Annotated in this window: 10 protein-coding genes; 3 read left to right on the top strand and 7 right to left on the bottom strand. The window is 66.1% G+C overall.

Annotated features, from left to right (window positions below; translation table 11 throughout):
* Positions 1-44 precede the first annotated feature (44 nt).
* The 3 genes from ACI2JO_RS00440 to ACI2JO_RS00450 are packed head-to-tail and all read right to left on the bottom strand — an operon-like array spanning position 45 to position 3,802.
* On the bottom strand, positions 45-1,856 hold the full coding sequence (locus ACI2JO_RS00440) for a glycoside hydrolase family 15 protein (RefSeq protein WP_404718795.1): 1,812 nt from the start codon (positions 1,854-1,856) through the stop codon (positions 45-47).
* Positions 1,849-2,664, bottom strand: coding sequence for a glucose 1-dehydrogenase (locus ACI2JO_RS00445; RefSeq protein ID WP_404718796.1), 816 nt, complete (start codon positions 2,662-2,664; stop codon positions 1,849-1,851). The genes ACI2JO_RS00440 and ACI2JO_RS00445 overlap by 8 nt, the downstream gene beginning before the upstream one ends.
* Before the next feature lie 4 nt (positions 2,665-2,668).
* Entirely contained in the window at positions 2,669-3,802 is a 1,134-nt protein-coding gene (locus ACI2JO_RS00450) for a Gfo/Idh/MocA family protein (protein ID WP_404718797.1), read from the bottom strand.
* 216 nt (positions 3,803-4,018) lie between these two features.
* On the opposite strand from ACI2JO_RS00450, the gene ACI2JO_RS00455 reads away from it, so the two are divergent.
* From ACI2JO_RS00455 to ACI2JO_RS00465, 3 genes are all read left to right on the top strand, one after another.
* Positions 4,019-5,836: a cation:proton antiporter gene (locus ACI2JO_RS00455; protein ID WP_404718798.1), complete on the top strand. Its 1,818-nt coding sequence runs from the start codon at positions 4,019-4,021 to the stop codon at positions 5,834-5,836.
* Complete coding sequence (locus ACI2JO_RS00460) at positions 5,833-6,459, top strand: OmpA family protein (RefSeq protein WP_404718799.1); 627 nt, start codon at positions 5,833-5,835, stop codon at positions 6,457-6,459. Before ACI2JO_RS00455 ends, ACI2JO_RS00460 begins: the two co-directional genes overlap by 4 nt.
* 215 nt (positions 6,460-6,674) lie before the next feature.
* Complete coding sequence (locus ACI2JO_RS00465; RefSeq protein ID WP_404720297.1) at positions 6,675-9,194, top strand: TonB-dependent receptor; 2,520 nt, start codon at positions 6,675-6,677, stop codon at positions 9,192-9,194.
* Between the two features lie 66 nt (positions 9,195-9,260).
* Here the strand turns inward: ACI2JO_RS00465 and ACI2JO_RS00470 are convergent, their stop codons facing one another.
* The 4 genes from ACI2JO_RS00470 to ACI2JO_RS00485 all read right to left on the bottom strand — a co-directional run bounded on the left by ACI2JO_RS00470 (position 9,261) and on the right by ACI2JO_RS00485 (position 13,961).
* On the bottom strand, positions 9,261-10,304 hold the full coding sequence (locus ACI2JO_RS00470; RefSeq protein ID WP_404718800.1) for an endonuclease/exonuclease/phosphatase family protein: 1,044 nt from the start codon (positions 10,302-10,304) through the stop codon (positions 9,261-9,263).
* A 6-nt stretch (positions 10,305-10,310) separates the two neighbouring features.
* Positions 10,311-11,156: an undecaprenyl-diphosphate phosphatase gene (locus tag ACI2JO_RS00475; RefSeq protein WP_404718801.1), complete on the bottom strand. Its 846-nt coding sequence runs from the start codon at positions 11,154-11,156 to the stop codon at positions 10,311-10,313.
* Between the two features lie 17 nt (positions 11,157-11,173).
* Positions 11,174-12,106: a lysylphosphatidylglycerol synthase domain-containing protein gene (locus tag ACI2JO_RS00480; protein WP_404718802.1), complete on the bottom strand. Its 933-nt coding sequence runs from the start codon at positions 12,104-12,106 to the stop codon at positions 11,174-11,176.
* Between the two features lie 208 nt (positions 12,107-12,314).
* Positions 12,315-13,961, bottom strand: coding sequence for a M66 family metalloprotease (locus ACI2JO_RS00485; RefSeq protein WP_404718803.1), 1,647 nt, complete (start codon positions 13,959-13,961; stop codon positions 12,315-12,317).
* Between the last annotated feature and the right edge of the window lie 9 nt (positions 13,962-13,970).

Here is a 13,970-nt window from a genome sequence, read left to right on the forward strand (position 1 = left end):
CACGTCGCCTTCCCTCCCTGGTTATCAGGCGGCGCTACCATCCGCTACGGCTGCCAATTTGGACGATAGGACGGATCGAGGCGGCGGTCGATAAAGTAAGCGGCGCTGATGAAGGCCAGGTGGGTAAGCGCCTGCGGGTAATTGCCCAGCGGCTGCCCGCGCTGGTCGACCTCCTCGGAGAACAAGCCGAGCGAATTGGCATAGGCCATGCCCTTGGCAAGGATCATCTGCGCCTCGTCCATCCGCCCGGCGCGGGCCAGACATTCGGCATACCAGAAGGTACAGGTCGTGAACGCTCCCTCGCCACCCTCGAGTCCGTCGGCGTTGCAATAACGATAGACCAGTCCGTCGTCGCGCAGCGTGCTGCCGATCGCGTCGAGCGTCTTCAGCCACACCGGATCCGTCGAGGAGACGAAGCGTACCAGCGGCATCATCAGCAGCGCCGCGTCCAGTTCGCGACCGCCCCGTTGCTGCACGAAATAACCATGTTCGGGATGGCGGAAGTTGGCCCACACGTCCTCGACAATCGCATCGCGCGCCTCCGCCCAGGCGACCAGCGGGGCGGGCAGCGAGCGCTGGTGCGCCAGCCGGATCGCACGATCCAACGCCACCCAGCACATCACCCGCGAGTGAAGGAAGTGGCGCGGCGCGCTGCGCATTTCCCAGATGCCGGCGTCCGGCTCCTGCCAGTGCGCAATCACATGGTCGACGATCCCACGCACGTGTTGCCACCCCTCGTGGCTGATCGCGTGACCATATTTGTTCGACAGGTACACGCTGTCGAGCAGTTCCCCGAAGATGTCGAGCTGCGTCTGCGCGTGCGCCGCATTGCCGATCCGCACCGGGCGGCTTCCCGCATAGCCGGCAAGATGCGGCAATTCGTGTTCGTCCGCCGCCTCCGACCCGTCGAGCGCATACATGATACGGATCGGATGCTCGGGGTCAGCCGCCATGACACGCTTCGCCGCCCAGCTGTTGAAATGCTCGGCCTCTTCCACATGGCCCAGCCGCAGGAAGGCGTAGACGGTGAAGGACGCGTCCCGGATCCAGGTGGCGCGATAATCCCAGTTGCGCCCTGCGCCGGTCGCCTCGGGCAGGGAGAAGGTTGCCGCCGCCGCGATCGATCCGTGCCGCGCGGAGGTCAGCAGCTTGAGCGCGAGCGCCGAGCGCGTCATCATCTCGCGCCAGCGTCCGGTATAGGAAGACCGGCTGGTCCAGTCGCGCCACGCCGCGGCGGTGGCGGCCATGTCCTGTTCGACCGCCTTGTCGTCCGGGCAGGCAAGCGCGTCCTCTCCCAGCACGAACCACGCGCTTTCACCCGTTTGCAGCGTAAAATCGGCGGTCGCGGCGTCGTCTGCTGTTGCAAGCGGCACCGACGCGAACAGCCGCAGCGCGAGCGCGTGTCCGGTGAAGCGGATGCCGCCATCGGCCGCCGTCACCGTCGGCACCTCACGCGCATAGTCGAAGCGCGGAGCGCAGCGCATCGTGAAGCGAACGCGTCCGCGTGTCACCGTTACCCGCCGCATCAGGCAACGCGCGGCGCGGTCGGGATGCACGCGGGCGTCGGGCAGCGGCATGACGTCGCGCACCTCGGCGCTGCCGTCTTCCGACATCCATCGCGTCAGCAGAACGTTGGTGTCCGGGACGTAGAGTTGCAGCCGCTCGGGCCGGTCGAGCGTGGGGGCCAACGTAAACGCCCCACCCTTCTCCGCATCGAGCAGCTCGGCAAAGATCGTCGGGCTGTCGAGCGACGGCCAGCAGAGGTAATCGATCGTCGCGTCGCGCGCGACCAGTGCGGCGGTTTCCAGATCTCCGATGATGCCATGATCACCGATCGTGCGCGGCGGCTCAGCCATTGTCGCGGAACTCGGGATATAAGGTCATGCCGCCGTCGACGAACAGTGTCGTTCCCGTGACATAGTCCGCCTGATCGGACGCCAGCCACACCGCGGCGCGTGCCACGTCCTCGGGCTCACCGATCCGCCCGTAAGGGATCAGCCGCAGCAGTTTCTCCAGCGCGGCATCGCTGCCCCATGCGTCCTCGTTGATCGGCGTGCGGATCGCGCCAGGCGCGATGCCGTTCACGCGGATACCGTCGACGGCGACCTCCTGCGCCAGCGTGCGCGTCAACATGCGGCTGCCGCCCTTCGAAGCGGCATAGTTGACGTGCCCCGCCCAGGGAATGACCTCATGCACCGAACTCATCGTGATGATCGCACCGGCGCTGCGCGCCGGCCGTGCCTCCCGGGGTTGCGCGCGGAACCGTCGTACCGCTTCGCGCGCACACAGGAACTGGCCGGTCAGGTTGATGTCGATGACGGTGTTCCAGTCCGCCAGCGTCAGGTCGGCGATCGCGGCGTCCTTCTGCACCCCGGAGTTTGCGACCAGTACGTCGATACGCCCGAATGCCTCTGTCGCAGCATCGAACAGTCGCACAACGTCCTGTTCCTCCGACACATTCGCGCCAATTGCCTCCGCCCGCCCGCCGGCAGTGCGAATCTTTGCGGCGAGCTCCTCTGCCGGCGCCGCGTCCGAGTGGTAATTGACAACCACCGCCGCGCCAGCGTCGGCCAGCGCCTCGGCCACCGCCAGGCCGATTCCGGAACTCGCGCCGGTGACGATTGCGGAATGACCGGCGAGCAAGTGCGTGGCTGTCGACTCCATCGCCTCAGGCGCCGGTCGGCGGAGCGGCATTGACCGGCGTCGGGGCTGATACCGCCCGCAGCGTCTGCTCCTGCGCATCCGGGTCGATCCGCCGCGTGCGGCCTGACGGCTCGATCTGCACCGACCCGCCCGACTTCAACGCCGCGACGATCGCCTCGATCACCAGCAGGTCGGCCAATCCTTCCTCGCCGTCCGGCTCGGGATCGCGCTCCTCCAGGATGCAGTCGGAGAAATAGCGCAGTTCGCCACCGAATTGGTCGGTGGCCTTATAGGTCTCGTGCGACTGCTTTTCGCCGATCTGCCGATGATGTTCGAGGCCCTGCCCGAATCCGAACGCCGGGTTCATCTCGATCGACCCCTTGGTCCCGGCGATGATGAGACTGTCGACATTGTTGGCATAATAACTGACGGTGAATTGCGCGATGCGCGCACCCGGCAGCCGCAGCGTTACCGCGATCGTGTCATCGAAATCGCCGAGCCCCGACGCTGCGTGGCGAAGGCCGGTTGCGGAGATCACCTCCAGCGGCTCGGCGCCGAACAGATAGCGGATCGCGTTGATCGGATAGGCGCCCATGTCGAACAATGGTCCGGCCTCGATCCCGTTGGTCGCGCGGTGGTTGGCGGGGTCGACCATCTGCGTGAAGCAGGCGGTGAACGCGATCAGTTCTCCCAGCTCACCGGCGCGAATCCGGCGGATCGCATCCAGCGTCGCGGGTTCGAAGTGCAGGCGATAGGCGGTCATCAACCGTGCCTCGCCCCGCTTCGCCGCCGCGATGATCGCGCGCGCCTTGTCCGACGAAACATCGAGCGGCTTCTCGCACAGCACGTGAATACCCGCCTCTAGTGCCGGGATCGCGAACTCGGCGTGCCGCCAGTTGGGCGTGGCAAGGTAGATAGCGTCGATCGTGCCGGACGCGAGCAATTCACCGAACTGCTCATAGGAATAGCGGCCCTCCACGTCGTAGTGCTTGCCCAGCGCTTCCAGCTTCTCGGGATCGCCGGATACCAGGGCGGTCATCTCGGAATTGCCGGTGTGCGCGACACCGGGCATCAACGCTTCCTGTGCGATGTCACCCAGCCCGACGATCGCGTAGCGGATCTTGCGGCCGCCCAATCCCAGTGCCGAAGCGATGCTCATCGATTGTATCCACCTGTTATCCAATGAGAGCCGCAACCGCCCCACGGTGCGGTTTGGTTCCATGATGTTTCTGGCGATTGCACCTTGGTCGCCCGCATCGCTCCGGTGCTTCCGAGAAGCCGGAAGCGTCATTTCGGGCGCAAGCGGCTGGCGTTCACGTTGGTCGTGCTGCTAGGTCGCCGGGTTCTTTCGACGGTCTGGGGCGTATGCCACGTTATGGAACAACAAGCTCTCGTCATCGCGCTGATCGGCGCGCTGGGGATCGGCGCGCAGTGGATCGCGTGGCGGACCGGCTGGCCAGCCATCGCGCTGATGCTCGTCGCCGGCGTGATCGCCGGACCGGTCCTAGGGTTGATCGACCCGCACCGGACCTTCGGCGAATTGCTCGAACCGTTGGTGTCGGTGGCGGTCGCGATCATCCTGTTCGAAGGCGGGCTCAGCCTCAACTTTCGTGAACTCCGCCGCACCGACGGCGCGGTCACGCGATTGCTGTTCGTCGGCGTTCCAGTCGGATGGCTGCTCGGCGCGCTGGCCTGTTACTATGTCGGCGGGTTGGTGTGGCCGGTCGCGATCCTATTCGCGGGGATTCTGGTCGTGACCGGGCCGACCGTCGTGCTGCCGCTGCTGCGCCAGAGCAACATCGCGGCACGCCCGCGCGCGATCCTGAAATGGGAAGCAATCGTCAACGACCCGATCGGCGCCCTCTGCGGCGTCATCACGTTCGAATATCTGCGCCGCGCGGGCGAGGGCGTGACGATCCCGGCGCTGCTCGGCTCACTGGTCGCTGCCAGCGTCGTGTCCGGTCTGATCGGCTATGGCGCGGCGCGAGCGATCGGTTGGTCCTTTCCGCGCGGGCATGTGCCGGAATATCTCAAGGCTCCCGTGCTGCTGGTCGCGGTGATCGCAACCTTCGTGGTGTCCAATTTGGTGCAGCAGGAAACCGGGCTGCTGGCGGTGACGGTGATGGGGATCGCACTGGCGAACATGCGGCTGGACTCCCTCCGGGACATCCATCCGTTCAAGGAAAACGTCACCGTGCTGCTCATCTCGGGCGTGTTCGTGCTGCTATCCGCGACGCTGAACCTCGGCGTTCTGGAACGGTTCGAGTGGCGGTTCCTCGCCTTCCTCTTCGCCTTGCTGTTCCTGGTGCGCCCCGCGACGGTGCTGCTCAGCCTCGCCTTCACGCGCGTGCCATGGAACGAGCGGCTGCTCGTCGCCTGGATCGCGCCCCGCGGCATCGTCGCGGTCGCGATCTCCGGCCTGTTCGCGCTGCGGCTGGGCAATCTCGGCTATGAGGACGGTTCAATCCTCGTCACGCTGTCGTTCGCAGTCGTGGTCGCCACGATCGTGGCGCATGGTTTCTCGATCGGCCCGGTCGCGCGATTGTTAAAGGTGACGGGCGCAACGCAACGCGGGCTGCTGATCGTCGGTGCGACCCCATGGAGCAATGCGCTCGCCGCACAGCTTCGCCAGCTCGACGTGCCGGTCACGATCTGCGACACGAGCTGGCAGCGCCTCGCGCCTGCCCGCCGCGCGGGGCTGCCGACCTACCATGGCGAAATTCTCGCCGAAGCGACCGAGGAGCGCCTCGAACTCTCCCAGTTCGAGGTACTGGTCGCGACGTCCGATAACGAAGCTTACAACGCCTTGGTCTGCAACGAATTCGCCCCGGAGATCGGTCGCGACAACGTTTATCAGCTCGGCGGCGGCACGCAGGACGACGATGTCAGGGCGCTCCCGGCTTCGCTCCGCGGTCGCGCGCTGTTCACCAGTGGGCACGGCGTCGAGGAAATCGTTCGGCGGCTCTCCGACGGCTGGGTGTTCCGCAAGACGCGGATTACCGACAAGTTCGATTTCGACACCGCGCGCGCGGATTTGGCGGACGAGGCCGACATGCTGCTGTTGCTGCGCAAGGGCGGGTCGTTGCGCTTCTTCTCGCATGCCAGCCGCCCGACACCGCAGTCGGGTGATACGATCATCAGTTTCGGGCCGCCGACCGGCTCGCGCCATGGACAGCAGGAGGTGAGCGCATGATCGCGATCAAGCAGAGGACCGGTGCGGCGATCGCCGCGACGTGCGCGGCTCTGGCGGCCTGCTCCCCCGCCAGCGAACGCCATGGCGGCAACGACGACGCCGTCGTGAACACCCGCGTGGTGGAGCCCGCCGCGGTCGAGACGACCGCCGGGGCGCCGACAAAATCGATCCTTCGGCCCGAGGTGGTCGAACCCACGCCCGAGCCGACGCCGGTCCAGCCGATCGACCGCGTTATCCCGATGGACGGCCCGGTCCTTGGCGACGCCGCCCGGCAGGCGCTCGACGAATTGATGACAAATCCGCTGGTACAGGCCGGCGGCGCGTTGACGTTGCGCGGTCACAGCGACACGCGCGGGAATGACCGATCCAATCTGCTCGCGTCCCGCAAGCGCGCCGAGACGGTGCGCGACTATCTCGTCAGCAAGGGCATCGCACCCGATCGGCTGACCGTGATCGCGTTGGGCGAGACCACCCCGCTCGTCCCCAACGCCCAACCCGACGGCAGCGACGACCCGGAAGCGCGCAAGAAGAACCGCCGCGTCGAGGTGCACGTCGCCCTGCCCGCCGCGCCGGTACCCGCCGACGACACGGCAGGCGGGAACGTCGCCGCGCCGGCGGACTGAACGCACCAGCGCCATCTTCGCGGTAGCGCTTTAACGGCAACACTGACGGGACAATCGTTCCGCCAGTGGGCTGATAACGCGTGACCTTTCACGAAAGTGTCGCAAAGCGGCGCAAAGCGGCGCAAAGGGCCGCACCCGTTACAGCCCAAGGGGAAGAGACAATGAATACTGCCAAAATCGTGCTGCTGCGGGGAACTGGCCTGACGCTGCTGGGCATGGCTGCGGCCGCATTGTCGGTCGGCATTGCCGCCGCGCAGACCACCACCCCGCCCCCAACCCAGCCGACCGCCACTTCGACCACGACGGCGCAGGCCGAGGGCGCGGACGCCGCGGATGATGCAGTCGGATCGGACATCATCGTCACCGGTTCAGCACGGCGTCAGCGGCGTTTCGACGTTTCCTATGCGGTCAATTCCCTAGGACAGGAGGACGTGAAGCGTCTCGCCCCGCTCAACTTCGCCGACCTTCTCGGAAAGCTGCCCGGCATCCAGGTCGAGGCCACCGGCGGCGAAGTGCAGAACGTGACCCGCATCCGCGGCATCCCCACCGATGACGGCTATGCGGTGTTCCAGCAGGACGGCCTTCCGCTGTTCCACGACATCAACGGCAATTTTTTCCGCGGCGACAGCCTCAACCGTTTCGACCTGATGACCGAGCGGGTCGAGGTGGTCCGTGGCGGCCCCGCGCCGATCTTCGCCAGCCAGGCGGCGGCGATCGTCAACAACATCACCGTCACCGGCACCGAGACGCCGCGCGGCAAGGTCCAGATGACGATCGGCACCACCGATCTCTACCGCCTCGATGCGATGCAATCCGGCCCGCTGGGTGAGCGGACCTATTACGCTATCGGCGGCTTCCTGCGCCGTGACGGCGGGCAGCGCGACAATGGCTTCCCCAACGATCGCGGCGGGCAGATACGCGCCAATATCAAGCACGACCTCGACAATGGCTCGGTGCGGGTCAGCGTTAACTACCTTAACGACCATAACACCTTCTATCTGCCGATCCCGGTCGCCGATCCGCGCAACCCGTCGGTATCGCTCGATCCGTTCATCGACTTCTTCCATGGCACGCTCAACTCGCCGGCGTTCCGCGGCGTGACGCTGAAGTATCGCGATGCGGCAGGCGTGACGCAGAGCGAGACTCGCGACCTGGCCGACGGTCGTCACATGGAATATGGCAATATCGGCATCCAGTACGATGCCGAGTTCGGCGGCTGGCAGCTTGCGGTGCGCGGCGGTTATACCAAGGGGCGACTGAATTTCGACGCGCTCTATTCGACCTCGAACCCGGTGGACGCCACCACCTTCGCCAACGGCTTCCGCGCCGCCGCTACCACCGCGTTCGGCACCACCGCCACCCCGGTCGCGCGGCTGGGCTATGCGCTGTCGGGCAGCAACGGCGCCACCGCCTACGACCCTTACGGCGCCTCGGGGCTCGTGGTGCAGGCACAATATCGTGGTGTGGGCTCTAGCTTCTATTCGGGTCAGGGCGACGTCAGCGTCACACGCAAGTTCGAGACCGGACTCGGTACGCACGACCTGCGCATCGGCGGCTATGCCTCGGCCTATGGGCTGACGAACAAGGCCGTCTATCAGGATTATCTGATGGAGGTGCGGGGCCAGCCCCGCACGCTCGATCTGGTCGCCTATGACGCCAACAACAACGTGCTCGGCTCTGTCACCGACAAGGGTGTGCTGCGTTATGGCACGACGCTCAACCAGGGTGACGTGGATTCGACCGTCTACTCGCTCTACGCGAACGACACGTGGGAAGTGGTGCCGGGGCTGCGCGTCGACGGCGGCATCCGCCAAGAATGGTATCATATCGACGGCTACGGGCTGACCACACCCACCAACGGCGTGAACCTCGGCGATCCGACCACGCTGGCCGACAATGCGGTCCGCACCTTTGATGGCGGCCGTCAGTCGCGCAAGGACAATCCCACCGCGACCAATTGGACGCTCGGCGTCAATTACGACGTCAGCGACCATTTCGGCGGCTATGTGCGCGCCTCACACCTTGAAGTGCCACCGCAATCGTCGAGCTATTACAACATCAATCCGGTGCTGGTGAAGACGCAGGCCGATCAGTACGAAGCCGGGCTAAAGGCATCGTTCGGGCGCAATTATCTGTATCTGACCGGCTTTTACACTAAGTTTGATCCGTTTAACGCTTCGTTCGTCGCGTTTAACCCGTTGACCGGCCGCAATGATCAGGCCGTGCCGTTTATCGGCCAGGCCGAGGTGAAGGGTGTCGAGGTCGACGGCACGTTGGCACCGACGCGCTGGTTCTTCGTGTCGGGATCGTTCACCTATCAGGATCCGCAGTACAAGAATCTGCAGAACAGCTCCGGCGCCGATCCGGCGGCGGTCAACGGCAACCAGATCATTCGCGAGCCCAAGGTCTTCGGCAATGTCCGCCCGACCTTCTCGTTTGATGCCGGCGGCGATCGGGTCGAGGTGTATGGCCGCTATGAATATGTCGGGCTCCGCTATGTCGATCTGTTCAACCGGACCCGGCTGCCGTCGTACAACACCTTCGGTCTGGGCGGGACGCTCACCCACAATGGTTTCCAGTTCCAGGTGGTCGGCGATAACATCTTCAACAACAAGGGGCTGACGGAGGGCAACCCGCGCACCGACCAGCTTGATGGCCAGACGACGCGCGATGCGATCTACGGTCGCCCGATTTTCGGGCGCAGCGTACGCTTCATCGTCAGCAAGGCCTGGTAAGCGCCAGCGTGGTCGGGGTGGAGCGACGGCAGCCGCTGTCGCCATCCGCCCCGGTCGCGCCCGCTCTTAGTCGACCTGCCACTCCAGCCGATAGCGCACCCGCAATCCGTCATGGTCCGACAGGCGCGGTTGGCCGGCGGTTCCATCGAACATCGCCGCGATCGCCACCGGCGTCGCGCTGACCTCGGCACCGGACCGGAACAGCTGAAGGTCCTCGGTATCGACCCATGGTTCGTCGCCGTCCCACGACAGGCGTACATCGCATGGCGATCCGGACGCCGCACAGAACCGATGCACCATCGTGTAACGCGACAGCGCCGCCTCCAGCTTGCCGAGCCGATCCGGCGTGCCCGCCATGTTGAAGTCGCCGCCGACGATCGCGGGCAGACGTTCCGATCCGGCTGCCGACAGAAAGCCGACCAGGTCGGCACGCTGCAGGCGCTGGGCGACGCCATGCCGCTCCGCGGGGACGCGCGATTCCGCCTGGGAGTTCAGGTGGGTGTTGAACAGGTCGATCGCGGTCGGCACGCCCGGCACCATGATGCGCGCGTGCTGCGCACCCTTGTTGCTCAAACAGTCGAAGCCGGCACAGTGGCGGCTACCGAACGGCTCCGCGTCGGCGGCGACGATCGGATAACGGCTGAGGATCGCCAGTCCCGACCCGACCAGATGGAAACCGGTCTCGCCCTTGCCCCAGCGACGCGGCCCCGGCATGCGCCCGACCGCGACGGAGGTCCGCCGCTGCGTCCGTGTCGGCCCCCACACGCGATACGGGTAGCCGGCCCGCGCCAGCGCCCGTACCGCCGCCGGACTGAACATCTCCTGCACCAGAATGATTTCGGGAGCCGTGCCGCGTGCGTTCAGCTCCGCGAGAATCCGTCCAATGTGCGCCAGCGACGATGCCCGCCCGCGTCGCGCGGGCCAGGCAAGGCCTTCGACATTGAAGCTCAGGACATCGATCGTGGTGCTCGCCCGGCCGCGCTTGCTGTCGGTGACGATCTCCGGCGCCGGCGTGCCGGCTGACATGGCCAGCGCCATTCGCGCCGGCGGCAGCGCGGTGCAGCCGGCGCTCGCCAGCGCCGCCGCCAGCGCGAACAAACCACGTATCATGCGCCGTTACCGCGCCGGGATGACGCCATTCGCCAGCATCAGCAGCACCGCGGCACCCGCCGCCACCCGGTACAGGACGAACGGCAGGAAACTGCGGGTCCGCAGCAGACGCAGGAAGCCCACGATCACCGCATAGCCGACCGCGAAGGCGATGATGGTTGCGAGGAACGTCGGGCCGCCGCCGATCGGGTTCGGCTTGTGCAGGCTGTCGATCAGCTCGAAAAACCCGGACGCCAGCACCGCCGGAACGGCCAGCAGGAACGAATAGCGCGCCGCCGCCTCGCGGGTATAGCCCAGCAGCAACGCCGCACTGATCGTGCCCCCCGACCGCGACACGCCCGGTACCAGCGCCAGCGCCTGTGCAAAGCCCAGCAGCAAGCCATGCCCCCAGCCGAGCCGCTCCAGCGGCAGCCGCCGCGCGCCGATCCGGTCTGCCGCGCCGAGGATCAGTCCGAAGCCGATCAGCATTGCCGCCGTGATATAGAGGTTACGCAGGCCGCCCTCGATCTGGTGCTTGAGCAACAGCCCGAGGATCGCGATCGGCAAGGTGCCGAGAATGATGAGCCAGCCGAGCCGTGCGTCCGGCGAGAGTGTCGCGGGTCGCTTCAGCACCGCCGTCAGCCACGCCAGAGCGATACGCCAGATGTCGCGGCGAAAGTATAACAGCACGGCGGCTTCGGTCCCGATCTGGGTGATCGCGGTGAAGGCGGCGCCGGGATCGGTGCCGGACGGCAGCAGCGCGCCGGCGATCCGCAAATGCGCGCTGGACGAGACAGGCAGGAACTCGGTCAGCCCCTGCAACAGGCCGAAAAACGCGGCCTCCAGCCATTGCGCATTGGTATAGGTCGTCATCAAAACTCCAGATGTGTTCAGCCGGCGCGCGGACGGCGCAGCGTCACGATCTCGTGGCCGGCAAACAGCAGGACCCCGATCGCGAGCGGGATCAGATAATAGACCAGCCGGAACGTCAGCAGCGCGGCGACCAGGCCGGTGCGATCGATCTGTGGCAAGGCGGCGATCATCACGACCTCGAACACCCCGAGCCCGCCCGGCGCGTGGACGAGCAGACTGGAGATGATCGCCAGCAGATACCCGACCAGCACCGCAGGATAAAGCGCGATGTCGGGCGCGGGAAGCAACACGAACAGCACCGCGGTCGCGGTCAGCAGGTCGAGCGTGCCGAGCAGGAACTGGGCGATCGCCATCCGCCACGTCGGCAGATGCACCTGCCAGCGCCACAGCCGCACCGACCGGCCATCAAGGATCTTCAGCGACACCATATAGCCGGCCAGCAGCGCCAGAGTCGCCAGTCCGGCGGCAGTCTGAAACGCCGGCGGCACGGCGCGATCACCGATCGCCGGCAGGTCCGGCATGATGACGAAGGCCAGCCCGAGGAGCAGGAATGCGCCGAGCCAGAAGGTGATGCCCGCGACGATCATGATCTGTCCGACGTCGCCCAGCGGAACGCCGTATCGGCCATAGATACGATAGCGCGCCGCGCCCCCCGTCAGCGCTGCAAAGCCGAGATTATGGCTGAAGATATAGCTGGTGAACGCCGCCAGGGCCGTCACCTTGTAGGGCACCCGTCGCTCCACCAGCCGCAGGGCGAGCACGTCGAAGCCGGTCAGGATGAAATAGCTTGCCGCGGTCAACATCGCCGAGGCGGCGAGCGCAGCCCGAGGGATGGCGTGTACGGCCGTAACGACGTTGTTCCAGACCATGCCGGCAAGCAGATGGTGCAACGCCACGCCTGACACTGCCAGCACCACGATCGTCGCCAGAACGACCAGAATGTTACGCAAGGACACGTCGAAGAAGCTCAGGGTACCGGATGGCAGGCAGGACATGTCCATCTAGCCCGACTGGCGGCGGTGTCAAAAGCGCTCATGCACCCGGCGCTACACGCGATCGGGTGCAAAGTCGCCCCGCTATCAGCGAGGTCTCGGGCGGGAGCGAGCGGCATGCGCTGCGCGCCCCTTCGCGCCCGAAAGCCGCTAGCCGCCGGGGCGTTTAGCGTTGCAGCACCACGCGGGGCGCGGCGGGCAGCCCGCGCCACACCATCGGCGTTTCCAGCACTTCGATCTTGCTGATCGGACGCCGACCCGGAACGTTGATCGCCCATGTCCTGAAGCTGCCATCGCTGGCGGCGTCGCTCGCCCGCGCGGGCAACGGCTTGTCGGCACCGATGAAGCTGCGGAACGCATCCTTCAGCACCCGGTACGCGACGACGCCGTCCGAATAGGTGACGCGCAGCGTGTAATCGCATCCACTGTTCTGGCAATACTGGCGATACTTGCCGCCCTTGATGTCGATATCAGCACGATCCTGCGCGTTGAGCGGGTCGAAACCGCGGATCAGATTACCCTTGAACTGCAACGTCGGATAGATTTGCGAAGCGCCTGGCGTCCCCGCCAGACTATAGGTGATGACAATTGCGTACACCGGCACATCGCGCTCGACCGGCAGGTTGAGATTGACGCCGTAGAGCCCCGCATCTTCGGTGACGTCCCCTTCCAGGGGCACGCGCGATTGCGTGATGCTGTTCCAGCGCGAATAGCCGTCCGGTTCGGCGAACACGCGACCGCGGGAATAGCCGGGACGCCCCGCTTTGTCGGTGGTCGTTGTTCCCTCGAACCAGCGCTGCATCAGGGCGGTATTGTAGTCCGAGAACATGGCGAAGCGGTAGGCCGGGTCCTGATCGCCCGCGCCATTCTGCATCGGATCCTGCTTGTAGCATCGCCCAGCCGCGTCGGTCTGGTGATCCCGGGCGCATGCGGCGTAATTGGCCGCCGTCATGGGTACCAGAGGCGACAGGAACTGGCGCGTGCCGTCGTCATATCCCCACGCCGAGCCCGCCAGACTTCCCGCTGGATAGGGATAGGCAGGCTCCTTCGCGGCGTGTCCCAGACCGAAGGCATGACCCTGTTCGTGGAAGAAGATGCTGCCGAACCGGTAGGTGCCGGCACCGATGCCGCCGCCCACGGTGCCCAGCCCGCCGCCCGACCAGCGATAAGTGCCGGCGGCGCCGACCGGCAGAAGCGAGGCATAATATTGATTGTCCGTCCGGCTATCCCCGTTCGCCCTGCGCAACGCGCCCAGGACCCCCAACACCGCCCCCAGCAATTCGAAACCGCCCTGCTCCTGATCGGCATTCGTCATGACATACGCGGGGCGGCCTTCGTTGGGTGACACGACGAGATGATCCCAACGCACGAAACCTGCCGGGTGCGGCGCGACCGTCAGGTGCGCGACCGGCCATTTCGCCGCCAGCTCCCGCTCGACCACCGGGTCGGGTCGCTGCGCCGCCGCGAGCGGCTGCGTATTCGTTTCATTGCCGCCGAACAGGTAGAAGGGCAGAACCCGCAACGTCAGCGAGCTGTCCGCACCCACGACCGGTACCACCGGCGCTGAGGGAGCGTAGTTGGCGGCGGTGACGACGAATTCTGTTCCGGGCTTGATCCACGCGCGCGGAAGCTCAGCGCTCCATGCGTCCGACGCAAAGGATGTCCCGCCGCCTTCCGATGGCGGCAGGTCCGACGGCGCCGCAAGGTCGATCGATCCGAGGACCACGCCATCGCGCCGCGCCTCGATCGCCGGGGCGATCGCCGCGTCCACGCCCAGCCGGACCAGCGCCAACGCCTGACGATCGCCGATCAAGTGAAGGTT

Source organism: Sphingomonas sp. NPDC079357 (assembly GCF_044901155.1).
GTDB lineage: Bacteria > Pseudomonadota > Alphaproteobacteria > Sphingomonadales > Sphingomonadaceae > Sphingomonas.